This window comes from Plasticicumulans acidivorans, from assembly GCF_003182095.1.
Classification (GTDB): Bacteria; Pseudomonadota; Gammaproteobacteria; order Competibacterales; family Competibacteraceae; genus Plasticicumulans; species Plasticicumulans acidivorans.
Genome location: NZ_QGTJ01000002.1, coordinates 517,478 through 543,537, shown reverse-complemented (window position 1 = coordinate 543,537; position 26,060 = coordinate 517,478). Strand labels below are relative to the sequence as shown.

21 protein-coding genes and 1 riboswitch are annotated in these 26,060 nt (G+C 63.1%); of the genes, 14 read left to right on the top strand and 7 right to left on the bottom strand.

The window, feature by feature from the left end; translation table 11 throughout:
* The first annotated feature begins 3 nt into the window (after positions 1-3).
* Both C7443_RS05150 and ubiB read left to right on the top strand, forming a co-directional pair.
* Entirely contained in the window at positions 4-615 is a 612-nt protein-coding gene (locus C7443_RS05150; RefSeq protein ID WP_110017480.1) for a ubiquinone biosynthesis accessory factor UbiJ, read from the top strand.
* 30 nt (positions 616-645) lie between these two features.
* Complete coding sequence (ubiB, locus tag C7443_RS05145) at positions 646-2,316, top strand: ubiquinone biosynthesis regulatory protein kinase UbiB (protein WP_110017479.1); 1,671 nt, start codon at positions 646-648, stop codon at positions 2,314-2,316.
* Between the two features lie 241 nt (positions 2,317-2,557).
* Here the strand turns inward: ubiB and C7443_RS05140 are convergent, their stop codons facing one another.
* Complete coding sequence (locus C7443_RS05140; protein WP_110017478.1) at positions 2,558-3,193, bottom strand: MarC family protein; 636 nt, start codon at positions 3,191-3,193, stop codon at positions 2,558-2,560.
* A gap of 153 nt (positions 3,194-3,346) precedes the next feature.
* Here C7443_RS05140 and C7443_RS05135 point away from each other — a divergent pair, with 153 nt between their 5' ends.
* Entirely contained in the window at positions 3,347-3,799 is a 453-nt protein-coding gene (locus C7443_RS05135; protein ID WP_110017477.1) for a PaaI family thioesterase, read from the top strand.
* Positions 3,800-4,030: 231 nt separating this feature from the next.
* A complete protein-coding gene (locus C7443_RS05130; RefSeq protein ID WP_110017476.1) occupies positions 4,031-5,113 on the top strand; it encodes a TRAP transporter substrate-binding protein in 1,083 nt (360 codons plus the stop codon).
* 64 nt (positions 5,114-5,177) lie between these two features.
* Here the strand turns inward: C7443_RS05130 and C7443_RS05125 are convergent, their stop codons facing one another.
* A complete protein-coding gene (locus C7443_RS05125) occupies positions 5,178-6,620 on the bottom strand; it encodes a TRAP transporter large permease (RefSeq protein ID WP_110017475.1) in 1,443 nt (480 codons plus the stop codon).
* A 9-nt stretch (positions 6,621-6,629) separates the two neighbouring features.
* A complete protein-coding gene (locus tag C7443_RS05120; protein WP_110017474.1) occupies positions 6,630-7,214 on the bottom strand; it encodes a TRAP transporter small permease subunit in 585 nt (194 codons plus the stop codon).
* A 238-nt stretch (positions 7,215-7,452) separates the two neighbouring features.
* Between C7443_RS05120 and ubiD the strand changes: the two genes are divergently transcribed.
* From ubiD to C7443_RS05105, 3 genes are all read left to right on the top strand, one after another.
* Positions 7,453-8,916 carry a 4-hydroxy-3-polyprenylbenzoate decarboxylase gene (ubiD, locus tag C7443_RS05115; RefSeq protein WP_110017473.1) on the top strand — a complete coding sequence of 488 codons (1,464 nt, stop codon included), beginning with the start codon at positions 7,453-7,455 and terminating at the stop codon, positions 8,914-8,916.
* Positions 8,913-9,182 carry a YkgJ family cysteine cluster protein gene (locus C7443_RS05110; protein ID WP_110017472.1) on the top strand — a complete coding sequence of 90 codons (270 nt, stop codon included), beginning with the start codon at positions 8,913-8,915 and terminating at the stop codon, positions 9,180-9,182. The genes ubiD and C7443_RS05110 overlap by 4 nt, the downstream gene beginning before the upstream one ends.
* A 106-nt stretch (positions 9,183-9,288) precedes the next feature.
* Positions 9,289-10,317: a CDP-6-deoxy-delta-3,4-glucoseen reductase gene (locus C7443_RS05105; RefSeq protein WP_110017471.1), complete on the top strand. Its 1,029-nt coding sequence runs from the start codon at positions 9,289-9,291 to the stop codon at positions 10,315-10,317.
* Positions 10,318-10,400: 83 nt separating this feature from the next.
* Here C7443_RS05105 and C7443_RS05100 read toward each other — a convergent pair whose 3' ends face one another.
* The 4 genes from C7443_RS05100 to glyQ all read right to left on the bottom strand — a co-directional run bounded on the left by C7443_RS05100 (position 10,401) and on the right by glyQ (position 14,700).
* Entirely contained in the window at positions 10,401-11,138 is a 738-nt protein-coding gene (locus C7443_RS05100; protein WP_246004557.1) for a lysophospholipid acyltransferase family protein, read from the bottom strand.
* Positions 11,135-11,671, bottom strand: coding sequence for an HAD-IIIA family hydrolase (locus C7443_RS19800; protein WP_146213234.1), 537 nt, complete (start codon positions 11,669-11,671; stop codon positions 11,135-11,137). Before C7443_RS19800 ends, C7443_RS05100 begins: the two co-directional genes overlap by 4 nt.
* A gap of 85 nt (positions 11,672-11,756) precedes the next feature.
* Entirely contained in the window at positions 11,757-13,829 is a 2,073-nt protein-coding gene (gene glyS / locus C7443_RS05085) for a glycine--tRNA ligase subunit beta (RefSeq protein ID WP_110017468.1), read from the bottom strand.
* Entirely contained in the window at positions 13,822-14,700 is an 879-nt protein-coding gene (gene glyQ / locus C7443_RS05080) for a glycine--tRNA ligase subunit alpha (RefSeq protein WP_110017467.1), read from the bottom strand. The genes glyS and glyQ overlap by 8 nt, the downstream gene beginning before the upstream one ends.
* A gap of 809 nt (positions 14,701-15,509) precedes the next feature.
* On the opposite strand from glyQ, the gene glnA reads away from it, so the two are divergent.
* The 7 genes from glnA to C7443_RS05045 all read left to right on the top strand — a co-directional run bounded on the left by glnA (position 15,510) and on the right by C7443_RS05045 (position 26,056).
* The gene (gene glnA / locus C7443_RS05075) at positions 15,510-16,919 is read left to right on the top strand and encodes a glutamate--ammonia ligase (protein ID WP_110017466.1); all 1,410 of its coding nucleotides are present in this window, start codon (positions 15,510-15,512) and stop codon (positions 16,917-16,919) included.
* Between the two features lie 245 nt (positions 16,920-17,164).
* Positions 17,165-18,238, top strand: coding sequence for a nitrogen regulation protein NR(II) (gene glnL / locus C7443_RS05070; protein ID WP_110017465.1), 1,074 nt, complete (start codon positions 17,165-17,167; stop codon positions 18,236-18,238).
* 6 nt (positions 18,239-18,244) lie between these two features.
* Positions 18,245-19,657 carry a nitrogen regulation protein NR(I) gene (gene ntrC, locus C7443_RS05065; RefSeq protein ID WP_110017464.1) on the top strand — a complete coding sequence of 471 codons (1,413 nt, stop codon included), beginning with the start codon at positions 18,245-18,247 and terminating at the stop codon, positions 19,655-19,657.
* Positions 19,658-19,786: 129 nt separating this feature from the next.
* A riboswitch (cyclic di-GMP riboswitch) is annotated at positions 19,787-19,867 on the top strand.
* Between the two features lie 36 nt (positions 19,868-19,903).
* A complete protein-coding gene (locus tag C7443_RS05060) occupies positions 19,904-21,451 on the top strand; it encodes a PEP-CTERM sorting domain-containing protein (RefSeq protein WP_110017463.1) in 1,548 nt (515 codons plus the stop codon).
* Positions 21,452-21,548: 97 nt separating this feature from the next.
* On the top strand, positions 21,549-22,013 hold the full coding sequence (trmL, locus tag C7443_RS05055; RefSeq protein WP_110017462.1) for a tRNA (uridine(34)/cytosine(34)/5-carboxymethylaminomethyluridine(34)-2'-O)-methyltransferase TrmL: 465 nt from the start codon (positions 21,549-21,551) through the stop codon (positions 22,011-22,013).
* A gap of 60 nt (positions 22,014-22,073) precedes the next feature.
* On the top strand, positions 22,074-24,635 hold the full coding sequence (mprF, locus tag C7443_RS05050) for a bifunctional lysylphosphatidylglycerol flippase/synthetase MprF (RefSeq protein ID WP_110017461.1): 2,562 nt from the start codon (positions 22,074-22,076) through the stop codon (positions 24,633-24,635).
* Positions 24,632-26,056, top strand: coding sequence for a virulence factor family protein (locus C7443_RS05045; protein WP_170123497.1), 1,425 nt, complete (start codon positions 24,632-24,634; stop codon positions 26,054-26,056). Before mprF ends, C7443_RS05045 begins: the two co-directional genes overlap by 4 nt.
* Positions 26,057-26,060: the final 4 nt, after the last annotated feature.

Here is a 26,060-nt window from a genome sequence, read left to right as displayed (position 1 = left end):
GCCATGTCGACCCCCTCGATACTGTGCGCGGCCTCGCTCGAAAGCGCGCTGAACCACCTGCTCAAGCTCGACGCCGATACGCCCGCCCGGCTCGCCCGCCTGAACGGCGCCGTCATCGGCATCGAACTGACCGGGCCGAACCTGTGCCTGTTTCTGCTGCCAGGCCAGCACGACGTGCAGGTCGTCGACGAATACGCCGGCGTCCCGGCGGTGCTGGTGCGCGGCACGCCGGCGAGCTTCCTGCTGCTGGCGCGTGGCGCCGCCCCGGAGGCGGCCGGCATCGAGATGGTCGGCGATCCACTGGTCGCGCAGAGCCTGCAGCAGCTGGTCAGGCAACTGCACCCCGACTGGGAGGAAGAACTCTCCCGCCTCGTCGGCGACGTCGCTGCTCATCAGCTCGGCCGCGCGGCACGCGGTCTGCGCGACTGGTTGCGCCAGGCGCGCGACACGCTGCTGACCGACACCGCCGAATACCTGCATGAAGAATCCCGCGCGCTGCCGGATGCCGGCCACACCGGTGCGCTGCTCGACGACGTCGACACACTGCGCAGCGACGTCGACCGCCTCGAAGCCCGTATCCGCCGCCTCGAAACCCGCCTCGGCCTGTCGCGTTGACGCGGCGGCTGCTCAGCACGAGTTCAAGCGATGTTCCGACCTGCCCAGGCGCTGCGCCTGCTGTACATCAACCGCATTCTGGTGCGGCACGGCCTCGACGACATCATCCTCGCCACGCACCTGTTCCGCCCGATCGGTTTCGTCCGCCACCTGCTGCCCTGGCACTGGCTGCGCAAGCCCGATGACGGCCGTTCACGCGGTGAGCGCATCCGCTCGGCGCTGGAGGATCTCGGTCCGATCTTCGTCAAGTTCGGCCAGATGCTGTCGACGCGGCGCGACCTGCTGCCCGACGACATCGCGCAGGAGCTGGCCAGGCTGCAGGATCGCGTGCCGCCGTTCCCGCCCGAGCAGTCGCAGGCGATCATCGAAAGAGCCCTCGGCCGCCCGGTCGGCGAAGCCTTCGAGGCCTTCGAGCCGATACCGATGGCTTCGGCCTCGATCGCGCAGGTGCATGCGGCGCGCCTGCACGGCGGGCGCGAGGTCATCGTCAAGGTGGTGCGTCCCGGCATCGCCAAAACCATCCGCCGCGACATCGACCTGCTCTACATCGTTGCCGGGCTGGCGCAGAAATACTGGCGCGAAGGCCGCCGGCTGCGGCCGCTGGAGGTCATCGCCGAGTACGAAAAGACCATCCTCGACGAGCTGGACCTGATCCGCGAGGCCGCCAACGGCTCGCAGCTGCGCCGCAACTTCGAGGACTCCTCGGCGCTGTACGTGCCGGAGATGTACTGGCCGCTGTGCCGGCACGAGGTGCTGGTGATGGAGCGCGTGCGCGGTATCCCGGTCGGCCAGATCGAGACATTGCGCGGCCTCGGCGTCGACATGAAGAAACTCTCCGAGCGCGGCGTGCAGATCTTCTTCACGCAGGTGTTCCGCGACAGTTTCTTCCACGCCGACATGCATCCCGGCAACATCTTCGTCGACGCCGCCAACCCTGCCGACCCGAAGTACATCGCCATCGACTTCGGCATCATCGGCACGCTGTCGCCGACCGATCAGCATTATCTGGCCGAGAATTTCCTCGCCTTCTTCCGCCGCGATTACCGCCGCGTCGCCGAACTGCACATCGAGTCCGGCTGGGTGCCGCGCGATACCCGCGTCGATGAGTTCGAATCGGCGATCCGCACCGTCTGCGAGCCGATCTTCGACCGGCCGCTGCGCGAAATTTCCTTCGGCGGCTTCCTGCTGACGCTGTTCCAGACCGCGCGCCGCTTCAACATGGAAGTGCAGCCGCAGCTGGTGCTGCTGCAGAAGACGCTGCTCAACATCGAGGGCCTCGGCCGCCAGCTCGACCCCGACCTCGATCTGTGGAAGACCGCCAAGCCCTTCCTCGAAAGCTGGATGAACGAGCGCATCGGCCCGAAGAGCGTGTGGAACAAGCTCAAGGCGAACCTGCCGCGCATGGCCGAACACCTGCCCGACCTGCCGATCCAGATCGGTGAGCTGCTCAATGCGCTGCGTGCCGGCGAACTGCAGGTGCAGGCCCACGCTCGCGATCTGCAGGCTCTGCGCGAGGAAATCCGCCGCAGCAGTGCCCGCCAGCGCCAGAACACGCTGGGCGCGGCGCTGCTGGTCGGTGCAGCGGTGATCTACGGCCTCAACAGCCTGCACCCGGCGGTCATCGCCGCAGCACCGGCGCTGAGCTGGATGCTGACGGGTATCGGCACGCTGCTGATCGCCCACGCGCAGCTTGGCGATTGAACATGCACCAGCGGGCGGCAACGCCGCCCGATCTGTGGAAAACCCTGTGGAGCAATTGCATGACCATGCCACCCGCTGCCGGCGGAATGGTATGCCGATTGCTCTGCCTCATGGCTTTCGATCGTAAACAAGAACTCATAAAATCAATATGTTGCGCTGCAACAGAGGACTGCCTGCATTCGTCGGTACTCTCGGTGACAGCCGGGCATACGGCGTCGAGGCTTGTGCATAAGTCCCTGCCTCAACGCGCCAGCAGCGGGAAGCTGGCGCGCAGGCCATCGACGATGAACTGCGTGGCCAGCGCGGCCAGCACCAGCCCGAGCAGGCGGTCGATGACGTTGGCGCCGGTTTCGCCGAGCAAACGCATCAGCCGCGGTGCGAGCAGCAGACACAGCAGCGTCAGGCCGAGCACTACCGTCAGGGCCAGCAGCATGCCGAGAAACAGCAGGCTGTCGTGAGCGCTGCCTGCCGCGCTGAGCAGCAGCGTGGTCAGCGCCCCCGGCCCGGAGAGCAAGGGAAAGGCCAGCGGAAACACCGAAATATCGTCCTTGAACTGGGCTTCTTCCTGCTCGCGCACGGTCGTCGAACGCATACCGGACGGGCGCGCGAAGATCATGTCGATCGCCAGCAGAAACAGCAGCGCACCGCCGGTGATCTTGAAGGCGTCGAGGCCGATACCGAGCACCCGCAGGATCACGTCGCCGCTGAAGGCGAACACGAACAGGATACCGGCGGCGATGCCGGTCCCCTTAAACGCCATGCGCCGCCGGTAGGCCGGTGAACCGCCGCGGGTCAGCGAGGCGAAGATCGGCGCAACGCCGATCGGATCGATGACCACCAGCAGGGTGACGAAAATGCTGATCAGCTGTTCATGCATGGGCGAGGAAAACGCAGTGGGGGCGGACTATCGAGTCTAGGCGTCCTGCCGATGTGCACGCCGCCACACCGATGCGGCCGTGGCACATGCGGCGTGACGATCGTTGCGCGGGCTTGACGCCCGTGCTTGACGCCCTGCCCACAGGAGACATCCATGCTCGAACCCAACCCTGCGTGGCGCACCGTGGTCGCCGACCTGTTCGCGGACTGCCCGTTTCTCGGCCACTGCTCGATTGCGCTGCTCGACTGCGGTCCCGGCTGGTGTGAAGCCGGGATCGAACTCGGCCCTGAGCACCGCCAGCAGAACGGTTTTGTGCATGCCGGCGTGCAATCGACGCTGGCCGACCATACCGCCGGCGCCGCGGCAGCCACGCTGCTGCCGGCGCAGCGCATCGTGCTGACCCTGGAGTTCAAGATTCACCTGCTGCGCGCCGCCAGCGGCGAGCGTCTGCTGTGTCGCGCCGAGATCCTCAAGCCGGGGCGCGATTTCAGCATCGTCGAATCCGAGGTCTTCGCCATCAGCGGCACGCAGCGCAGCCGGGTATCGAAGGCGATGCTGACGATGGCCTACGTCGCCGACAAACGCCCGCCCGCCAGCGCCGGCTGAGCGCTGCACGGAAGCGGCCGACTGCGCGATCGTCGTGCAGCGGCCTTCCGTCCACGCGCGGCGGCGCCCCGCCTCGGCTCCACACGCCGGCGCGCCCGGCGGCCGTCGCGCCGGCGGGCTGCCGGCGTCACCTCAAAGTGCGTTTCCTATACTGACCGCGAGCCGAACAGGCCGCTGCCCGCCGTCTCGGCGTTTGCGGGCAGATCCATAAGAAAGCACCAGGAGCCAAAGATGGAGAGACGCAGTTTTCTGAAGACAGCCGGCGCCGGCCTCGCGGCCGCCACGCTCGGCGCCCCGGCCATCGTACGTGCCGAACCGCAGGTGAAATGGCGCCTGGCGTCGAGCTTTCCGAAAAGCCTCGACACCATCTACGGCGCCGCCGAGGTACTGGCCGATCGCGTGCGCGCGATCACCGAAGGCAAGTTCGACATCCGCGTGTTCGCGGCGGGCGAAATCGTTCCGGCCTTCCAGGTACTCGATGCCTGCCAGCAGGGCACCGTCGAATGCGGTCACGCGACGCTGTATTACTTCATCGGCAAGAACAAGGCGTTCGCTTTCGACACTGCCCTGCCCTTCGGCCTGACCTGCCGCCAGCAGAACGCCTGGCTGTACGCCGGCGGCGGCATGGAGCTGATCCGCAACTTCCTGCGTGACTACAACGTGCTCAACTTCCCCGGCGGCAACACCGGCACGCAGATGGGCGGCTGGTTCCGCAAGGAGATCAAGTCCCTCAGCGACGTGCAGGGTCTGAAGATGCGCATCGCCGGACTCGGTGGTGAGATCCTGGCGCGGCTCGGTGCCGTACCGCAGCAGATCCCCGGTGGCGACATCTATCCGGCGCTGGAGAAAGGCACCATCGACGCGGCGGAGTTCGTCGGCCCGTATGACGATGAGAAGCTCGGCTTCTACAAAGTGGCGCCGCACTATTACTTCCCCGGCTTCTGGGAAGGCGGCCCGAATGTCTCCTTCCTCGTCAACATCAGCGAATGGGAAAAACTGCCGAAGGCCTATCAGGAGGCGTTCACTGCGGCTTCTTACGAGGCCAACATCACGATGATCGTGCGCTACGACACGCAGAACCCGGCAGCACTGTCGCGGCTGGTGCAGAACGGCACCAAGCTGCATGCCTTCCCCAAGGACATGATGGACGCCGCCTTCAAAGCGGCCCACGAACTCTACGAGGAGGAAGCTGCGAAAAACCCGCAGTTCAAAACCATCTATGAACCCTGGAAGAAATTCCGCAGCGAGGAATTCCAGTGGTTCCGCGTCGCCGAAGGCACTTACCAGAACTACGTCTACAGCCAGCGCTACTGAGCGGCCAAGCCGCGCCGCTCAAAGAAGAGGCCCCGTCATCCGGGGCCTCATCGTTTGGCGGTCTTTACTGCGCGGGTTTGTCGTCGAAGCTCGGCGGCGCGTAGCCACCATCGTTGCCGTAGCCGCCGTAGTCGACCGCCGGCATCTCGATCTTCACCGGAGCCGAGACATCGACCTTGGCTTTGTCGACGTTGACCAGCCCGGGGAAGGCGATCAGCAGCGCCACCATGATGATCTGGATGATGACGAACGGCACCGCGCCCCAGTAGATCTGCGTGGTGCGCACCTCGGGCGGCGCGACCGAACGCAGGAAGAACAGCGCGAAGCCGAACGGCGGGTGCATGAACGAGGTCTGCATGTTGACACCGAGCAGCACGCCGAACCAGATCAGATCGATGCCGAGCTTGTCCGCCACCGGCCCGAGCAGCGGCACCAGGATGAAGGCCAGCTCGAAGAAGTCCAGAAAGAACGCCAGCAGGAACATCAGCAGGTTGACGACGATCAGGAAGCCGACCTGACCGCCCGGCAGGCTGGTCATCAGGTGCTCGACCCACAGGTCGCCGTTGACCGCGCGGAACACCAGGCCGAACACCGTCGAGCCGATGAGGATGAACAGCACGAAGCACGACAGCTTCGCCGTCGAATCCATCGCCTGGCGCAGCAGTTTCCAGTCGAGCCGGCGGTTGATCAGCGCCAGGATCAGCGCGCCGCTCGCGCCCATCGCGCCCCCCTCGGTCGGCGTGGCGATGCCGAGGAAGATCGTGCCGAGCACCAGAAAGATCAGCAGCAGCGGCGGCAGCAGCGACACCAGCACCCGGCGTGTCAGCGCCAGGCCGCGCAGCGAGCGGGCCTCGATCGGCAGCGCCGGTGCGCGCTCGGGGCGCAGGGTTGCGGTCAGGAAAACGTAGCCGAAATACATGCCGGTCAGCACCAGCCCGGGAATCAGCGCACCGGTGTACATGTCACCGACCGAGCGGCCGAGCTGGTCGGCCATGATGATCAACACCAGCGACGGCGGAATGATCTGCGCCAGCGTGCCGGACGCCGCGATGCAGCCGGTCGCGAGGCGCTGGTCATAGCCGTAGCGCAGCATGATCGGCAGCGAGATCAACCCCATCGAAATCACCGAGGCCGCCACCACGCCGGTGGTCGCCGCCAGCAACGCGCCGACGAACACCACCGCGTAGGCCAGACCGCCGCGCACCGGGCCGAACAGCTGGCCGATGGTATCGAGCAGATCCTCGGCCATGCCCGAGCGTTCGAGCACCAGCCCCATGAAGGTGAAGAACGGGATGGCCAGCAGAGTATCGTTCTGCATGATGCCGAAGATGCGGGCTGGCAGCGCCTGCAACAGTTCGGGTTTGAGCAGCCCCAATTCGATACCGATGAGACCGAACAGCATGCCGTTGGCGGCCAGCGCAAAGGCGACCGGATAGCCGAGCAGCAGGAACACGATCAGCGCCGCGAACATCAGCGGCGCCATGTTGGCGATGATGAACTCGACCATGGCGCACGCTCAGTGCCGCCCGGCGCTGGACGCCGTGCCGTGGCTGTGACCGGTGGCGGGATGCGCCCCCTTGAGCAGGGTCGCCGGATCGACACGTCCGCACAGAGCGCCGATCACCTTGATCAGCTGCGACACGCCCTGCGCGGCGAGCAGGGCAAAGCCGAGCGGGATCAGCAGTTTTACCGGCCAGACGAGCAGTCCGCCAGGATTCGGCGAATATTCATTCTGCGTCCAGGAGTCGAGGAAATACGGCCAGCTGTCGAGCAACACCAGGCTGCACAGCGGCAGCAGGAAGATCAGCGTGCCGATCAGCTCGATGCAGAGCTGCGCGCGAATGCTGAGATGACTGGAAATCACATCGATGCGCACGTGTTCGTTGCGCAGCAGCGTGCTGCCGGCGCCGAGCAGGAACACCGCGGCGAACAGGTACCACTGGATCTCAAGGAAGGCATTGGAGCCAACGCTGAACAGCTTGCGCGCCAGCGCGTTGAGTGTGCTGATGACGACCATCAGCAGGATCAGCCAGCAGATACTGCGGCCGATACGGGCATTGATGGCGTCGATCAGTCGGGATACGGCGAGTAGCACATCCACCGTGTTCTCCTCCGGGGAAATTGCGCGCTTCCGCACCGGCCGTCCCGAGCCGCGCGGTCGCTGGCTTATTGGTATGGGTGCCCGCTCTACGGACGTGCGCGGATCGCATCCACCGCGCTCGCTGGATCACGCTCGATGACCCCTTCCCGTCCGTGGACACGATCTAGTGTAGAGTCGCGCGCACCACTGCGCCGGGCACGGTGCCGCCCCCTCCGCCAGAGAACAGGAATCGATCGAGATGAAATACCGGGATCTGCGCGACTTCATCGCTCAACTGGAGTCCGCCGGTCAGCTGCGCCGCATTCGCGTACCGGTTTCGCCGCACCTGGAAATGACGGAAATCTGCGACCGGGTGCTGCGCGCCGGCGGCCCGGCGATCCTGTTTGAAAACCCCAGCGGCCACAGCGTCCCGGTGCTGGCCAACCTGTTCGGCACGCCCGAGCGCGTCGCATTAGGCATGGGCGAAACCTCGGTCGCCGCACTGCGTGAAGTCGGCAAGCTGCTGGCCTTCCTCAAGGAGCCGGAACCGCCCAAGGGCATGCGCGATGCATGGAACAACCTGCCGATCTTCAGGAAGGTGCTCGACATGGCACCGAAGACCGTCGGCAAGCCACTGTGTCAGGAAGTCGTGCTCGAAGGCGATGCTGTCGACCTCCACCGGCTGCCGATCCAGACCTGCTGGCCGGGTGATGCCGGCCCGCTGCTGACCTGGGGCCTGGTCGTCACCCGCGGACCGCACAAACCGCGGCAGAACCTCGGCATCTACCGCCAGCAGCTGATCGGCCGCAACCGCCTGATCATGCGCTGGCTGTCGCACCGCGGCGGCGCGCTGGATTTTCGCGAATGGTCGCTGGCCCATCCGGGTGAGCGCTTCCCGATCGCCGTCGCGCTCGGCGCCGATCCGGCAACCATTCTCGGTGCCGTGACGCCGGTGCCGGATACACTGTCGGAATACGCCTTCGCCGGTCTGCTGCGCGGCGGCAAAACCGAGCTGGGCCGGTGCCTGGGCAATGATCTGCAGGTACCGGCGACCGCCGAGTTCGTGCTCGAAGGCTACATCGAGCCCAACGATACGGCGCCGGAAGGACCGTTCGGTGACCACACCGGTTACTACAACGAGGTCGATGTGTTCCCGGTGTTCACCGTCGAGCGCATCACTCACCGCCGCGAGCCGATCTACCACTCGACCTACACCGGCCGGCCGCCGGACGAGCCGGCGATTCTCGGCGTTGCCCTCAATGAAGTCTTCGTGCCGATCCTGCAGAAGCAGTTTCCGGAGATCGTCGACTTCTACCTGCCGCCTGAAGGCTGTTCGTACCGCCTGGCGGTGGTGTCGATGCGCAAGCAGTATCCCGGCCATGCCAAACGGGTCATGCTCGGTGTGTGGAGCTTCCTGCGCCAGTTCATGTACACCAAGTTCGTCATCGTCGTTGATGACGACGTCAACGCCCGCAGCTGGGAAGACGTCATCTGGGCGATGACCACCCGCATGGACCCGGCGCGCGATACGGTAATGATCGAGAACACGCCGATCGACTACCTCGACTTCGCCTCACCGGTGTCGGGCCTCGGCAGCAAGGTCGGTTTCGACGCCACCAACAAGTGGAAAGGCGAAACCAACCGTGAGTGGGGACAACCGATCCGCATGAGCGACGAGATCAAGGACAGGATCGACCGCCTGTGGCCGGAGCTCGGTCTGTGAACTGCCGCCCGGGCTGCGCGGCCTGCTGCATCGCGCCGAGCATCAGCTCGCCGCTGCCCGGGCTGCCGCAGGGTAAGGCGGCCGGCGTGCCCTGCCCGCATCTGGACGCCGCCCTGCGCTGTCGTCTGTTCGGACAGGCGCAGCGGCCCGCTGTCTGCAGCCACCTGCGCCCGGAGCCGGAGATGTGCGGCACATCAGCTGCGGATGCGCTGCGGCGGCTCGATGCACTCGAACGCGCAACGGCCCCGACGGGGCCGCTTGGCTGAACGGACTCGCCGCTTGCGAGGTGCTGTGCTGCGGCGCACGATGAGCGGAAAGCGGAAGTAAGGCATCATCCGCGCCCTTCGAAAGCTGCATCCGGAACACCTGCCGATGAGTTTCAAGGTGACGCTACGCCCGAGCGGGCACGAGTTCATGGTCGATGCGGGTGAACGCCTGCTCGACGCGGCCCTGCGCCAGTCGTGTACGATTCCTTACGGCTGCCGCAATGGCAGCTGCGGCTCCTGCGCCGCCCGCCTGGTCGAGGGGCGAATCAGCTACCCGCAGGGCCTGCCGCCCGGCCTGACCCCACAGGAAGCACAGAGCGGACGCGTCCTGCTGTGTCAGGCACACGCCCTTTCGCCGCTGGTCCTGGAGTTGCGCGAGTCGCGCCCCTTGCCGCCAGGAATCGAGATCCGCACGCTGCCGGCGCGCGTCGTCGGTCTGCATCGACTCGCCGAGGACGTCATGCGCCTGTATCTCAAGGTGCCGGCGAACGAGAGCTTCCAGTATCTGGCTGGCCAGTACATCGACATCCTGCTCAAGGATGGCCGCCGCCGTGGTTTCTCGATCGCCAATCGCCCGGGGGTCGATGAGTTCATCGAGCTGCATGTCCGCCATGTTCCCGGCGGGGAGTTCACGACACACGTCTTCGACGAAATGAAAGAGCGGGCAATCCTGCGCATCCAAGGGCCGCTCGGCACGTTTTTCGTCCGGGAAGATTCGCAGCGCCCGATCATCATGATGGGTGGCGGTACCGGCTTCGCGCCGTTGAAGGCCATGCTGGAGCGTTTATTTCAGACCAGTGCCAACCGCCCGGTGCATTTGTATTGGGGGGCGCGCCACCGCGACGGTCTGTATCTCAACGAGCTGGTCGAAGGCTGGGCCGAGCATCAGCCGGCATTTCGCTATACCCCGGTGCTTTCCGATCCAACGCCTGCTGACGCCTGGCAGGGACGCCGCGGCCTGGTGCATCAGGCGGTGGCAGCGGATTACCCGGATCTCTCTGGCTTTGATCTGTACATGAGCGGACCGCCACCGATGATTCAGGCCGCACGCGAAACCTTCTTTGCGCAGGGACTGCCCGAGGAGCAGCTGTTCTTCGACTCCTTCGATTTTGCCAACGACAAGGAACGGCGCTGAAACACCAGCCTTCTGTGTGCGCATAAACAAAGGGCCGGTCGCCTGCAGGTGACCGGCCCTTTTGCATGGCCCAACTTCGGGATTCAGGACTGACGTGCCGGCGGCAATGTTGCCAGCGTGTCCTCGATCCAGACCTCCACGGCTCCGATCAGCTGCTTGGAGCTTTTGCCGGTGACCGGCATCAGCGGGCCGATGACCACCTGGACAGTACCCGGGTATTTGAGAAAGCCGTTGCGCGGCCAGCATTCGCCGGCATTGTGGGTGATCGGCAGTACCGGGTAACCCGCATGGGTCGCCAGCATCGCACCGCCGGCGTGATAAGTGCCCCGTGTCCCCGGCGCCACACGTGTGCCCTCCGGGAAGATGACAACGGTTTCACCGTCGTCCAAACGCTCCTTGCCCTGCACCATCACCTGCTTGATCGCCTGGCGCCCGTCACCGCGATTGATCGCGATCGGCCGCGTCAGCGCCAGCGCCCAGCCGAAGGCCGGCAGCCACAGCAGCTCGCGCTTCAGAACCCAGGCCTGCGGCACGAACAGGCGCTGCAGGTAGAGCGTCTCCCAGGCCGACTGATGCTTGCACATGACCACCACCGGGGTGTCGCGCGGAATGTTTTCCAGACCGCGGACCTGCCAGCGCACGCCGCAGGTGATACGCAGCCAGGCGAGCGTCATGCGTGCCCATTGGCTGATGAACAGGTAGCGATAACGTAAGGGCAGCGGCCAGGTCAGCAACGAAAGCAGCGACCAAGTGACGACGAGTGGAATGCGCACCACCTCGAACAAGGCAGAGCGCAACCACAACATGGGGATCGAGTTCACGCTTGAATCTCCTGCGTGGTCGGTGCCAGCCAATGCGCAACGGCGGCGGCAAGACTGGAAAAGCAGGCTTCGCCACTGTCCTCGGCAGCCTCCGCTTCAGGCGCGATCAACACCGTGTTCACGCCGGCGGCCTGCGCAGCCTCAATGAACGCACTGCTCGCGCCGGCGGCGATCATGCCTGCGACCGGCACATGCAGACGCCTTTCGATGGCGACAAACAGGCCCGGATTGGGCAGCGACCAGGGGTGGGATGGATCGTCGCCGGTGTGGACGAACAAGGCCTCAAGATTGCCGCCGCCGTCATGGATCTGCGCGAGCATGGCGTTATGCACCCGATGCAGATCCTCAAGGTTCAATTGGCCACGGGTGACGGCCGGCTCATGACAGGCGAGCACCACACGCCAGCCGGCATGGTTCAGACGGGCCAGTGCCTCGATGGCACCCGGCAGGGCGTGCCAGTCCGCGGGGTGACCGACGCAAGGTTCAACCCGGGCGTTGAGCACGCCATCGCGGTCTAGGATCAGAAGAGGCATGGACTTGGCTGAGGGAATCGAACAGGAAACCATCGAAGAAGCGCAGCGGCATTCCTGGCGAATACCGCTGCATGGCAGGGCACGCTCAGCTCTGCAGGCGCGAGAAATCCGCGACGCGCAGAAACAAAGCCCCGAGCTCGTTGAGCAGTGCGATCCGGTTGTCACGGACGCCCGGATCGTCGGCCATCACCAGCACCTGATCGAAGAAGTGATCAACCGGCGATTTCAGCGCAGCAAGCCGCCCCAGAGCATCCGCGTATAAACCCGCATCCATCAGCGGCGAGACTTCCGAGGCCAGTTCGGTGAGGACGGCAGCCAACTGCTGCTCCGCCGGCTCGACCAGCAGTTCTGTACGCACGGCGAACGGCAGCTGCCCATCGAGTTTCTTCAGGATATTGCGGATGCGCTTGTTGGCCGCAGCCAGGGCCTCGGCCTCCGGCAGCTGCCGGAAACCGGCCACCGCGCGCAGACGACGATCGAAGTCCAGCGGGCGCGCTGGCCGGCACTCGGCGACGGCATCGAATTCGTCACTCTGGAACCCTTGCTCGGCGTAATAAGCCCGCAGGCGATCGAGCAGGAAATCGAAGACCGTGTCCTGAACGCTGGCGGCGTCGACCTGCTGCAGCTGTGCGGCGGCGATGCCGAGCAATGCCTGCAGATCGACATCCAGCTGGCCTTCGATCACCGTGCGCAGGACGCCCAGCGCGGCACGACGCAAGGCAAAGGGGTCTTTGGCGCCAGTCGGCCCCTGGCCAATGGCGAAGATGCCGACCAGCGTATCGAGGCGCTCCGCCAGTGCGAGCACGCGCCCGACATCGCTCGCCGCGATCGCATCACCGGCAAAGCGCGGGCGGTATTGCTCTTCGAGCGCGACGGCAACAGCCTGCGGTTCTCCATCGTGCTGCGCGTAATAGCGCCCCATCGTGCCCTGCAATTCCGGGAACTCACCGACCATGTCGGTCAGCAAGTCACACTTGCCCAGGCGAGCGGCGCGCTCGGCATGAGCCACATCGGCACCGACAGCGGTGGCGATGTGGCGCGCCAGCGCGGCAACCCGCTCGGACTTGTCATGCAGACTGCCGAGCTTCTGCTGGAACACCACACTCTTGAGCCCTTCGATATGGCTGTCGAGCGAATGCTTGCGGTCCTGGTTCCAGAAGAACTCCGCATCGGCAAAGCGCGGACGGATGACGCGCTCGTTACCCGCGCGCACCTGTGCCGGGTCTTTCGATTCGATGTTCATGACGGTGATGAAGTGCGGGAGCATCCGCCCCTGCGCGTCGACCACCGGGAAATACTTCTGGTTGTCCTGCATCGTCGAGATCAGGGCTTCGTTCGGTACCGCCAGAAAACGCGGCTCAAAGTTACCGACCAGAACCACCGGCCATTCGACCAGCGCGGTGACCTCGTCGAGCAAAGCAGGCTCGATGACCGCCTCGCCGCCCAGATCCGCCGCAGCACGCACGGCCTGATTGCGGATTGCCTCGCGGCGGGTGGCGAAATCGGCAATCACCTTGCCCGTCTCCGCGAGCAGCGAAGCGTAGGCCGCCGGCTTTGCAACCGCGATCGGCTGCGGGTGATGGAAGCGATGCCCGTAGGTTTCGCGCCCGGCAGCCAGGCCAAGGATGCTGCATTCGACGACCTCTTCGCCGAACAGCAGCACAACCCAATGGACCGGACGCACGAACTCCTCCGCCCGATCCCCCCAGCGCATCCGCTTAGGAATCGGTAACGCCGCCAGTGAAGCATCGATGATTTCAGGCAGCAACGCCGTGGTCGCAGCCCCTGCTTCGGTGCTGGTGTACACCAGCCAGGCGCCTTTGTCGGTGGTCTGGATCTGCAGAGCGCTGACATCCACGCCACAGGAACGGGCAAAGCCTTCGGTGGCTTTAGTGGGTTTTCCGGCTTGATCAAAAGCAGCTTTCAGCGCTGGACCCCGGCGCTCAAGCATACGATCCGGCTGCACTGTGACGACGTCATGCAGAAGAACGGCCAGACGGCGGGGTGCGGCGAAACGGCGTGCGGCCCCGAACGGGATGCCTGCTTTGCTCAACCCGTCAAGAATGCCGCTTTCAAAGGCTTCGGCAAGCGTCGACAACGCCTTGGGCGGCAACTCCTCGGTGCCGATCTCGATCAGCAGGTCGCGGGTCTCAGCCATGGACGGATTCCTTGCACATCGGGAAGCCCAGTTTCTCGCGGGCGTCGTAATAGGCATGGGCGCAGGCACGCGCCAGCGCACGTACCCGCAGGATGTAGCGCTGACGCTCGGTCACTGAAATCGCCTTGCGAGCATCAAGCAAATTGAAGGTGTGTGAGGCCCTGAGCATCTGTTCATAGGCGGGCAGCGCCAGACCTGCTTCGATCAGACGATTCGACTGCTGCTCGCAGTGCTCGAACTGACGGAACAGCCATTCGACGTCTGCATGCTCGAAGTTGTAGGTCGACTGCTCCACCTCGTTTTGATGGAACACGTCGCCGTAGCTGATGCGCCCGAACGGACCGTCGGTCCAAGTCAGGTCGTAGACGCTCTCGACGTTCTGCAGATACATCGCAATGCGTTCGAGCCCGTAGGTGATTTCACCGGTCACCGGCTTGCAGTCCAGACCGCCGACCTGCTGGAAGTAGGTGAACTGCGTGACCTCCATACCGTTCAGCCAGATCTCCCAGCCCAGACCCCAGGCGCCGAGCGTCGGCGACTCCCAGTTGTCTTCGACAAAGCGGATGTCGTGCACCAGCGGATCAAGGCCCAGATGTTTCAGAGAACCGAGATAAAGATCCTGGAAGTTATCCGGCGAGGGCTTGATGACGACCTGGAACTGATAATAGTGCTGCAGACGATTGGGGTTTTCGCCGTAACGACCATCCGTGGGCCGTCGGGAAGGCTGCACATATGCGGCGGCCCAGGGCTCCGGGCCGACAGCTCGCAACACAGTCGCCGTATGAAAGGTGCCCGCCCCTACTTCCATGTCATATGGCTGAAGGACTGCACAGCCCTGTTCGGCCCAGTATTCCTGCAGGGCGAGGATCATGCCCTGAAAAGTCGAAACATCGCGCACGTTCGCGCCCCCCGTTCTTTGCCTCGGCCACCGCCAATATCGGGGCCGAAAGACGCGCGAGTATAAACTGCGCCGGGGCGGCACGTGCCCGATATCCAGCGTATTAGCCAAGGTTCCACGTGAAACAGCCCAGCTCTGCACACAGGCTCATTTGCCGCATGTGAGTATGAGCACGGCACAGCAGGAACCATCCAGTCGTCACCTCACACAACTGCCGACTGTCGTAGGACAGACTCTTTATTCAGCAACGGCAGGCGAGCCCTTGTTTCACAAAAAACCGCCAACAATCTGGCCTGTCATGATGAGGCACATTCGACAGCAAGCTCTTTCGCAGGCGATGTGTACTCCAGCGCTCAGTTTCTGCTCATTCAATTAAGAGCAGGCGCGTATCGGCTTTGAGAATTTGGCTGACATAAGGGATTGTACCGGCAGTCGTTCTGTGGATAAGCGCGCCACTTATCCATAGACTTTTCCACAATTTTCCAGACTGATACTGATCAACATCGACCTTGATACCGTGATGTATTCGGACGCTGGGCAGTGGCAAGATATCCACGCAGGATCGCGGATCGATCTAGCAGCAAACCTGCATGCACCAAAAAAGAACAGAATTGCACAAAAAAAGTGCATGCCTGATTTGGTCTGTGTGTGCATTTTGCTCATTGAATGACCAACATAGGTGCTTACTGTGCATGGCATGGACCATGCTGTGTCTATGCGGTCGCAAAACCCGGTGTTCCACCGAGTCTGTTCATTGTCCGTCCCATTGCGGAGGAAATTAGATGTCTGCTGCAGACGTTCTGAAGAAGATTGAAGACGAAGGTATCAAGTTCGTGGACTTCCGTTTTACGGATACCCGCGGCAAGGAGCAGCACGTCACTGTTCCCGCCCACACGGTCGACGCAGACGTATTCGACAGCGGCAAAATGTTCGATGGTTCGTCGATCTCCGGCTGGAAGGGTATCAATGAGTCCGACATGATCCTGATGCCGGACCCGGATTCTGCGTTCGTCGATCCCTTCTTCGACGAACCGACCATGAACATCACCTGTGACGTCATCGAACCGTCGACGATGCAGGGTTACGAGCGTGATCCGCGTTCCGTGGCGCGTCGTGCCGAAGCCTATCTGAAGAGCACCGGCATCGCTGACACAGCGTATTTCGGACCGGAAAACGAGTTCTTCATTTTCGACGACGTGCGCTACTCCACCGAAATGGGCCGCGTCTCGTACACGATCGACTCCGAAGAAGCCGCCTGGAACACCAACAAGCAGTACACCGACGGCAATATCGGCCATCGTCCCGGCGTCAAGGGTGGCTATTTCCCGGTTCCCCCGGTCGACAGTCTGCACGACATCCGTGCGGCCATGTGCCTCGCCCTGAGCGAAATCGGCCAGCGCGTCGAAGTCCACCACCACGAAGTCGCCACGGCTGGTCAGTGTGAGATCGGCGTTGGCTTCGATACGCTGGTGCGCAAGGCTGATGAAGTCCAGTCGCTGAAGTACATCATCCAGAACGTCGCCCACACCTATGGCAAGACGGCGACGTTCATGCCGAAGCCGCTGCACGGTGACAATGGCAATGGCATGCACGTCCATCAGTCGCTGGCGAAGGACGGTAAGAATCTGTTCTCCGGCGATCTGTACGGCGGTCTGTCGGAAACCGCGCTGTTCTACATCGGCGGCATCATCAAGCATGCCAAGGCGCTGAATGCCTTCACCAATCCGTCGACCAACAGCTACAAGCGTCTGGTCCCCGGCTTCGAAGCCCCGGTCATGCTCGCCTATTCGGCGCGCAACCGTTCAGCCTCGATCCGTATCCCGTATGTGTCGAACCCGAAAGGTCGCCGCATCGAAGTCCGTTTCCCGGACTCCACCGCCAACCCGTATCTCGCCTTCGCGGCGATGATGATGGCCGGCCTCGACGGCATCATGAACAAGATCCATCCGGGCGATGCCATGGACAAGGATCTGTACGATCTGCCTCCAGAGGAAGAAAAGCTGATCCCGCAGGTCTGCTTCAGCCTTGATGAAGCACTCTCCGAGCTGGATAAGGACCGTGAGTTCCTGATCAAGGGCGGCGTGTTCACCGACGACCTCATCGATGCCTATATCGGCCTGAAGAATCAGGAAGTTCAGAAGGTCCGCATGATCCCGCACCCGGCGGAATTCGAGCTGTACTACAGCCTCTGAGTAATCCGCTGGAAGTGCCTGATCGAAACCCCCGCTTTGGCGGGGGTTTTTCTTTGCCAGAAAGAGCGGACGTCATTCACTGGTTTGCACCACATAAAGGCGCAGCACCATCATGATGCGTCAAAACCAGTGCAAAGCATCGGCACGCACCAGAGCTGAGCCTTCCAACTCTTTCATGCAAAGACTCGCACTGCATCGAACCTGCGAATGCACCGGGTTGGACCGCTTTTTGCTGTTTCGAATTCATGTACAGGGAGATCGCTACTGTGGTGAGAACCGATTATCCGCGTCGGGTCACGGACAACCTGACCACCGGCGTCGTCGTGCTCGACCGGCAGCTGCGCACCGTTTACATGAATGCGGCAGCAGAAATGTTATTTGCGCTGTCGTTTCGCCAGGCGCTCGGCGCAGCGTTTCGCGACCTGGCGATTGGAGCCGAAGCACTGGAGAGCGGCATGCGCCGCTGTCTCGCAACCACGCATCCATACACCGAACGGGAACTGACGCTGATACTTCCCGGTGAACATATGATCACCGTCGACTGCACCGTCACCCCGGTCGTTGAAGGTGAGCAGGTCATCGAGTTGCTCGTCGAACTGCGACAGGTCGATCGCCAGTTACGGATCTCCCGCGAGGAGAACCTCATCGCACAGCACAGCACGACCCAGACGCTGGTGCGCAATCTCGCGCATGAAATCAAAAACCCACTTGGAGGTCTGCGCGGGGCGGCACAACTGCTCGAACATGAACTTCCGGATGATCGCCTGCAGGAATACACCCGCATCATCATCCATGAAGCCGATCGTCTTCGCGGGCTAGTGGATCGGATGCTTGGTCCCACCCATCCGGCCGCACGCAAGGACGTCAACCTGCATGAAGTGCTTGAACGGGTGCGCTCCCTGGTCGTCGCAGAAGGACTCGGCAGCACCGAGATCGTGCGCGACTATGATCCAAGCATTCCGTTGCTGAAAGGTGATTTTGACCAACTCGTGCAGGCGCTGCTCAATATCGTGCGCAATGCAGCACAGGCGCTCGCGGGCGGCGGCACCATTCAGTTGCGGACCCGCGTCGCCAGACAGTGCACGATTGGCGTCAAACGTCACAAGCTGGTCGCCCGACTCGACATCATCGACAACGGGCCCGGCATTCCCCCAGAAATCAAGGAACGCATTTTTTATCCGATGATCACCGGCAGGGCCGAAGGTACCGGCCTCGGACTCTCGATCGCTCAGGGGCTGGTCAGCCAGCACGGCGGCTTGATCGAGTGCCAGAGTCAGCCCGGCGAAACCACCTTCACCTTGCTGCTGCCGCTGGAGTAAGACTGGATGGCCAGAAAAGAACATATCTGGGTGATCGACGACGATCACTCGATCCGCTGGGTGCTGGAGAAAGCCCTGCAGCGCGAATCAATGGCGGTCTCCGTGTTCGACAGCGGCAACGCCGCACTGGCCGCTCTGGAGCGTGGCAGCACACCCGATGCCATCGTGGCTGACATCCGCATGCCTGGCATCAACGGACTCGAACTGCTGGCACGTCTCCGGGAACAGGTTCCGGATCTGCCCGTCATCATCATGACCGCGCATTCGGACCTCGACAGCGCCGTTGCCGCCTATCAGGGTGGCGCCTTCGAGTACCTGCCGAAGCCGTTCGACGTCGATGAAGCCGTAGCCTTGGTGCGTCGCGCCTGCGACCTGCGTCGGCAACAGACGGCCAGCACCGACAACGGCGGCCCGATGCCCGAGATCATCGGTGAAGCCCCTGCAATGCAGGAAGTCTTCCGCGCCATCGGTCGGCTGTCGCGCTCCAATATCACTGTACTCATCAACGGTGAAAGCGGTACCGGCAAGGAGTTGGTTGCCAGGGCGCTGCATCGACACAGCCCACGCGCTGAACGCCCCTTCATCGCACTGAACATGGCCGCCATTCCGCGCGATCTGCTGGAGTCCGAGTTGTTCGGACACGAGCGGGGCTCCTTCACCGGAGCTCAGGCGGCACGTCAGGGCCGCTTCGAACAGGCCGACGGTGGAACCCTGTTCCTCGATGAGATCGGCGACATGCCCTCCGAACTGCAAACTCGGCTGCTGCGCGTGCTGGCCGAGGGCGAGTTCTATCGCGTTGGCGGACACAGTCCCATCAAGGTCGATGTGCGGGTTATTGCCGCAACCCATCAGGACCTCGAAGCCCGTGTCCGTCAGGGCGCATTTCGTGAAGACTTATTCCATCGACTGAATGTCATCCGCATTCATCTGCCATCGCTGCGTAAACGCCGCGAAGACATCCCCCTGCTGATGAACCACTTCCTCAAGTCCGCCGCTCGCGAGCTGGAAGTCGAACCGAAAACGCTGCGACCGGAGGTCGAGAATTTCCTGATGCAGCTTGAGTGGCCGGGCAACGTGCGGCAGCTCGAAAATCTATGCCGCTGGCTGACAGTCATGGCCTCTGGCCGGGAGATTCATCTTGAAGACCTGCCCGGTGAACTGCGTCAGCCACAAACCCAAGCCCTGGGCAGCAACAGCGAAGGTGCTGGTGACTGGCGATCGGCGCTATCCGACTGGGCTGCATCGAGTCTTGCACGCGGAGATAGCGAGATACTGAATACAGCCCTGCCTGAATTCGAACGAATCCTGATCGATGTGGCCCTGAAACACTCCGGCGGGCACCGGCAGGATGCAGCTCGCCTGCTCGGCTGGGGGCGCAATACGCTGACACGCAAGATCAAAGAACTGCATATGGAGTAAGCATCGTCTTATCCAGAATTGCGGACTGAACCCAACGACGTTCCACGTGGAACGTCGTTTTTTTTGCAATATGTCCTTAATGAACTCATAAGCTCGATCGTCACACAGCTTTACGAAAATTCACGTACTCCGCCGACACGCCACACCGACTGCAAAGCCGGGCCGGAAAGCCACGGGTCCTGACGAACAAGGGATAGCCGGGTTGCTCGCGGATCATCTCCATCCGTGAACTACGTAAGGTGTTCCATGTTCCGCAAAACCGCCATCATTCTGGCGCTCGTCGCCGCCGGCTACGCGACCACTGCATCTGCCACCACCTTCCCGGCCGGCAGCCTCGGCTCCAGTTCACAGAGCGCCTACCAGGACCCCGTGCTCCCCGGCACCGATATCACCGCCCTGCTCAGCGTCGGCGATGCTGCCGGCAACGGCTACCGCATGGTCGGCATACCCGACGGCCTCGGCACCTACGACAATGGAGACGGTACCTTCACCGTTTTAATGAACCATGAGCTGCGTGCGGGCAGCGGCGCGGTCCGCGCTCACGGCGCCGACGGAGCTTTCGTCTCTGAATGGATCGTGCGCAAAAGCGACCTCCATGTACTCAGCGGTTCCGATCTGATCCAGAACGTCTACCTGGGCAACGGCACCGGCTACCAGCTGACTGCCAATGTGTCGCTGAGCCGTTTCTGCTCGGCAGATCTGCCGAGCGTCGACGCCTTCTACAACGCATCGAGCGGCAAGGGCACAACTACTCGCTTCTTCATGAACGGCGAAGAAAACGGCCCGACGGGTCGCGCTTTTGCCATTGCCGCGACCGGCGCGGAAAAAGGCAATGCCTACGAGTTCACCGGCATCGGCAATGCCTCTTGGGAGAATATCGTTGCCCGTCCTTTTGCTGACGACCGCACTGTTGTCATCGGCACTGACGATACCCATCCCAATGGAGATGCCGTCAACGCCAAGGGCCGCGTCACACTCTACTTCGGTGACAAGCAGGACAGTGGCACCGAGCTGGAGAAAGCCGGCCTCACCAACGGCCACGCTTACGCCATCAAGGTCAACGGCGCTGCCCTGGAATCCCGCACCGCTGATGCCGGCCTCGGTCTCGACAGCACCGGCAAAGCCAGCTTCGAACTCGTCGACGACGGTACCGGCACCAACTTTCTGCGCCCCGAAGACGTCAGCTGGGATACACAGAATCCCGATCGCGCCTACTTCGTAACCACTGACGGTCTGGATAGCACCGATCCCACCTCACGTACCAGCCGCTTGTGGCGCATCACGCTCAATGACGTGAACGATCCTTCCGCCGGCGGTGTCATCGAATTGATGATCGACGGCCTGCAGGCCGGCCAGCCGCAGATGATGGACAACATCACCGTCGATGCGGATGGCAACGTGATGATCCAGGAAGACGTCGGCAATGCCGACCGTCTCGGCAAGGTCTGGAAGTTCAATCCCGAGACCCGCGCGCTGACCGAGGTCTCGCAGCATGATCCCGACCGCTTCCTGATCGGCGGCGTGGATTTCCTGACGCAGGACGAAGAGTCCTCCGGCATCGTCGATGTGACTTACCTGTTCGATGGCGTCGACGGCTACGACGTTTCCGCCTATCGCTACTTCCTGCTCGACGTACAGGCTCACTACGCCAACACCGACCCGGCTCTGGTCGAGGGTGGTCAGTTGATGCTCATGGCGGTTCCTGTCCCCGAGCCGAGCAGCGTCAGCCTGATGGCCGGAGTCTTTGCACTGACTGGCCTGTCGATCGGGCTCCGCCGCCGGCGCAACCGCTGAAAACGCCCCTGCTCGAATGAGTGGCGGCGGGTGCATCCGCAAGGGCACGGCACTATGCTCGTGCCCTTCTTTTTCGCGGTATGCCACTGTTCCGACCATGTTCAACGTCGTGCTGTTTCAACCAGAGATTCCGCCGAACACCGGCAACATCATCCGCCTGTGCGCCAACACCGGCGCCACGCTGCACCTCATTCATCCGCTTGGTTTCACGCTCGACGACGCGCGCCTGCGACGTGCCGGGCTCGATTACCACGAGTACGCAAGCGTTCGCGAGTACGCATCCCTCGAAGCCTGCCTCCAGACACTCGGCTCAAAGCGCGTATTCGCCTTCACCACCCATGCGCGGCATCATTTTCAGGAAGTGACCTATACCCCTGGCGACACGTTGCTGTTCGGCCCGGAGACCCGCGGCCTGCCCGCGGACGTGCTCGACGCCATCCCAGTCGAACAGCGGGTACGCATCCCGATGCGTCGCGAAGTGCGCAGCCTGAACCTCTCGAACTCGGTCGCAATCGCCGTCTACGAAGCCTGGCGCCAGCAAGGTTACAGCGGCTCCGCCTGAGCTCGATTGGCGCTAGACTCGCGCAGCGCTACGACCGTGCGTTCCTCGCGTCTGAGTCCGATGACACCCCCACTGCTGCACCGACTGGGCCCGCTCGCCGGCCTCGGCCTGTTCCTCCTTGCCTTATGGGTGCTACACCAGCAGCTCGCCGAATATAACTACGGCGACATGATCGACTACCTTGATCAGCTGCCCTGGTCGAACCTCGGTGCGGCCATGCTGCTGACCTGCGCCAGCTACGCCGTCATCACGATGTATGACCTGCTGGCGATGCGTTATCTGCGCAAGCCTTTGCCGATCGGCAAGGTCATGTTTGCATCCTTCCTTTCCTATGCCTTCAGCAACACCATTGGTCTGTCGGTGCTCAGTTCAGCATCGGTACGACTGCGGCTGTATTCCGGCTGGGGGCTCAGCGCACTGGAAATCGCCCGCCTGGTGATTTTTTCCGCGATCACCTTATGGCTCGGCCTGCTGGTCACCGCCAGCGGCGTGCTCATCGTCAAACCCGTGGAGCTGCCCGACCTCCTCCATCTGCCGATCCAGCACAGCCGCACCCTTGGCTGGCTGCTGCTGACGCCGGTCATCGTCTACCTGCTCCTGGCGCATTTTCGTCGCCAGCCGCTGCGCATCGGCATGTGGGAACTGCCCATCGTGCGCATGCACCTCGCCCTGCGCCAGATTCTGATCGGCTCGGTGGACTGGCTGCTTGCTGCCACGGTGCTCTATGTGCTGCTGCCGAAGGCTGAAGAACTCGGCTTCGTGCATTTTCTCGCCGTATTCCTCAGTGCGCAGATCGCTGCCCTGATCTCACACGTACCGGGCGGCATGGGCGTATTCGAGGCTGTCGTCCTGCTGATGTTCGAACCCTGGCTCGACGCCAGCGATCTGCTCGGCGGGCTGCTCGCCTTCCGCCTGATCTATTACTTCGTGCCCTTGCTGCTGGCCGCCATCGCCCTCGCCGTCTACGAAAGTGCGCCCTTGCGGCGACGCCTGAGCACGGTGAGCGACACGTTCTCACCCGTCGTCAGTGCCCTGCTGCCCTCGGCGCTGGCACTGGTGACGTTTGCCGGTGGCGCCCTGCTGCTGCTGTCGACAGTCAGCCCTGCCGCCGATGGCCGCCTTGAGTGGATGTCCCGTTTCATCCCGCTGTCGCTGCTTGAGCTCTCCCACTTCCTCGGCGCTGTCATTGCCATGGCGCTGATCCTGCTCGCGCAGGGTCTGCAGCGTCGTCTCGATGCCGCCTGGCTGTTCACCTTTCTGCTGCTGCTGGGCGGCAGTGTCACCGCACTGCTCAAGGGTGGCGATTACGAAGAAGCGTCTGTGCTCGCCCTGCTTGCCCTGATCCTGCTGCCATGCCGTGCCCAGTTCTATCGCCAGTCCTCGCTGTTCGCCGAACGCTTCTCTCCCGGCTGGCTGCTGGCGATCACCATGGTTTGTGCGGCAGCGATCTGGTTCGGCTTTTTCTCTTTTAAAGAGGTCGATTACAGCAGCGACCTGTGGTGGCAATTCACCTTTGACGACGAGGGCGAGGCACCACGGTTCCTGCGCTCACTGCTGGCGATCGGCGGCGGTGCCATGCTGGTAGCCACCCGCCATCTGCTGCAACCGGCCCCCCCTGCCCGCACGGCAGCGGATGCCACCACGCTGGCTCAGCTGCCGGCCCGCCTCGCCAGCTGCCCGCAAACCTACGCCCATCTGGCGCGCGTCGGCGACAAAGCCATTCTCTACAGCACCACCGGCACCGGCTTTCTGATGTACACCGTACAGGGCCGTGCCTGGATCGCCATGGGTGATCCACTGGGCACGCCTGCCGAATGCCGGGAGCTCGCCTGGCGGCTGCGTGAGCTGGCCGATGAGCACGCCGGCTGGACGGTGTTCTATCAGGTCAGTCCGCAACAGCTCGATATTTACGTCGAACTCGGCCTCAGCCTGCTGAAGATCGGCGAAGAGGCCCGGGTGGAGCTCGCCCGTTTCAATCTCGACGGCGCCAGCCGCAAGACCCTGCGCAACACCCGCTCGCGCCTGCAGCGCGACGGTTACAGCTTCCACATCGTCGAGCCCGCCGATGTGCCGGCACTGCTGCCGCAACTACGTGCGGTATCCGATGAATGGCTGTCCAGCAAGCAAACCCGAGAAAAGCGTTTCTCCGTCGGTTGTTTCGAGGAGCGCTACCTCTGCGGCAATCCGATTGCGGTGATCTCCCACGGTAACGGAATCATCGCCTTCGCCAATCTCTGGTGCGGAGCCGATCGGCGCGAACTGTCGGTCGACCTGATGCGCTTCGTACACACCGCCCCCAACGGCACGATGGACTTCCTGTTCACCGAACTGCTGCTCTGGGGCAAAAGCAACGGTTACGAATGGTTCAACCTCGGCATGGCACCGCTGGCCGGTCTGCACTCCCGCGCCCTCGCCCCCTTGTGGAACCGCTTCGGGGCGATGGTGTTCGGCTATGGCGAACACTTCTACAACTTCCGTGGCGTACGCCAGTACAAAGAGAAATTCGGACCGATATGGGAGCCACGCTATCTCGCCACCCCCGGTGGCCTGCGGGTGCCGCGCATCCTGGCGGCACTGGCGACACTGATTGCCGGTGGCCTCGGTGGTGTGGTGCGCAAATGAAGCGGCTGCAGGTACTACGCTGTTTCGCCCCGCTCGCTTTCGGCCTGAGTGCCTGTGCCATATCCAGTGCACAGGAAACCCTGACGCTGGATCGACTCGGCGTCATCACCATCCTGCGCCCTGCACAGCAGCCGCCAGCCGCAGTGAGCTGGTTGATCTCCGGTCGCTCCGGCCCCGGCGGCGGTGCCGAGCAGGCTGTCGCCCGGCAGCTGCAGGCCACCGGGGTACTGGTGCTGCTGGTCGACGGTGAACGCTATCTCGATACGGTGACGCCCGATGAAGGCAGCGACTGCCTGTTCTTCGGCTGGGACTTCGAGTCCGGCGCACAGAAGCTCGAACGCCTGCTCGAACTTCACGAGTTTCGCCAACCCTCGCTGGTCGGCGTCGGTGACGGCGCCACTATCGCACTGGCCGCCGCCGCACAATCGACCATCAACACGTTTCGCGGCGTACTGACTCTCGGCTTCGACCCGCAGTGGCGCAGTCGCCAGCCGCTCTGCGCCGGGGATCAGGGCGAGGTCGCGCGCAAGGCGCCAAGCAAGAGCGGCTGGACACTCGCACCGAGCGCCGACTGGCGCATCAACTGGATCGCGCTGAACGGCGCCGCCGATCCCTACACTGATCCGGCTACGCTGCGTACCTATGTCGAATCAGTCGACGGCGCGCGTTTGCAGCAGGTGCCGGGTATCGGCCACGGCTTCGACAATCCTCCGCGCTGGCAGGCCGTGTTCGCATCCGCCTGGCGAGATTTGCTGGGTACCCAAAGTCACGCGGAAGGGCTGGCCGATCTGCCGCTGATCGAACTGCCCGTCGAGCAGAACGGTGACTGGCTCGCCGTAATCCTGACCGGTGACGGCGGCTGGGCAGCACTGGACCGGGAAATCGGCGAGACACTGCAGAGTCAGGGCATTCCCGCAGTCGGTTTCAATGCCCTGAAGTATTTCTGGCAGGCACGCACCCCCGAACAGACAGCCGCGGACATCAGTCGCGTCCTGGCCCATTACCGGGCGACCTGGCAACGCTCGCATATCCTACTGATCGGCTATTCCTTCGGCGCCGAGGTACTGCCGTTCGTCCTCAATCGCCTGCCGCCGGAAGAACGCGCTCACGTCGCGCTCGGCGTCTTGCTCGCGCCGAGCCGTGAGGCCAGTTTCGAATTTCATGCACTCGACTGGATCGGCGCCGGCGCTTCAGCCACCGACCTCCCCGTCGCGCCTGAACTCGAACGCTTGCGCGTTCCGACCCTCTGCGTCTACGGCAGTGATGAAGCCGAGGACTCGGCATGCACGGATCTGCCGGAAACGAAAAACGACGCACTCATCACCTGGAAACTCGACGGCGGCCATCATTTCGATGGCGATTACCAGGCCCTCGCCAAGCGCCTGCTCGAAACCGCTCAGGCAGTCAGTGCACGGAAGTAACGGA

Bases quoted from the DNA above. Each gene is read 5' to 3' on its own strand.
- glyQ (WP_110017467.1), bottom strand. From the start codon at position 14,700: ATGATCCTCGCCCTGCAGGAATACTGGGCCGAACAGGGCTGTGCAGTC.
- C7443_RS05060 (WP_110017463.1), top strand. From the start codon at position 19,904: ATGTTCCGCAAAACCGCCATCATTCTGGCGCTCGTCGCCGCCGGCTAC.
- C7443_RS05135 (WP_110017477.1), top strand. From the start codon at position 3,347: ATGCTCGAACCCAACCCTGCGTGGCGCACCGTGGTCGCCGACCTGTTC.
- glyS (WP_110017468.1), bottom strand. From the start codon at position 13,829: ATGGCTGAGACCCGCGACCTGCTGATCGAGATCGGCACCGAGGAGTTG.
- C7443_RS19800 (WP_146213234.1), bottom strand. From the start codon at position 11,671: ATGCCTCTTCTGATCCTAGACCGCGATGGCGTGCTCAACGCCCGGGTT.
- C7443_RS05125 (WP_110017475.1), bottom strand. From the start codon at position 6,620: ATGGTCGAGTTCATCATCGCCAACATGGCGCCGCTGATGTTCGCGGCG.
- trmL (WP_110017462.1), top strand. From the start codon at position 21,549: ATGTTCAACGTCGTGCTGTTTCAACCAGAGATTCCGCCGAACACCGGC.
- C7443_RS05045 (WP_170123497.1), top strand. From the start codon at position 24,632: ATGAAGCGGCTGCAGGTACTACGCTGTTTCGCCCCGCTCGCTTTCGGC.
- mprF (WP_110017461.1), top strand. From the start codon at position 22,074: ATGACACCCCCACTGCTGCACCGACTGGGCCCGCTCGCCGGCCTCGGC.
- C7443_RS05130 (WP_110017476.1), top strand. From the start codon at position 4,031: ATGGAGAGACGCAGTTTTCTGAAGACAGCCGGCGCCGGCCTCGCGGCC.
- glnA (WP_110017466.1), top strand. From the start codon at position 15,510: ATGTCTGCTGCAGACGTTCTGAAGAAGATTGAAGACGAAGGTATCAAG.
- ubiB (WP_110017479.1), top strand. From the start codon at position 646: ATGTTCCGACCTGCCCAGGCGCTGCGCCTGCTGTACATCAACCGCATT.
- ubiD (WP_110017473.1), top strand. From the start codon at position 7,453: ATGAAATACCGGGATCTGCGCGACTTCATCGCTCAACTGGAGTCCGCC.
- C7443_RS05140 (WP_110017478.1), bottom strand. From the start codon at position 3,193: ATGCATGAACAGCTGATCAGCATTTTCGTCACCCTGCTGGTGGTCATC.
- C7443_RS05150 (WP_110017480.1), top strand. From the start codon at position 4: ATGTCGACCCCCTCGATACTGTGCGCGGCCTCGCTCGAAAGCGCGCTG.
- ntrC (WP_110017464.1), top strand. From the start codon at position 18,245: ATGGCCAGAAAAGAACATATCTGGGTGATCGACGACGATCACTCGATC.
- C7443_RS05105 (WP_110017471.1), top strand. From the start codon at position 9,289: ATGAGTTTCAAGGTGACGCTACGCCCGAGCGGGCACGAGTTCATGGTC.
- glnL (WP_110017465.1), top strand. From the start codon at position 17,165: ATGTACAGGGAGATCGCTACTGTGGTGAGAACCGATTATCCGCGTCGG.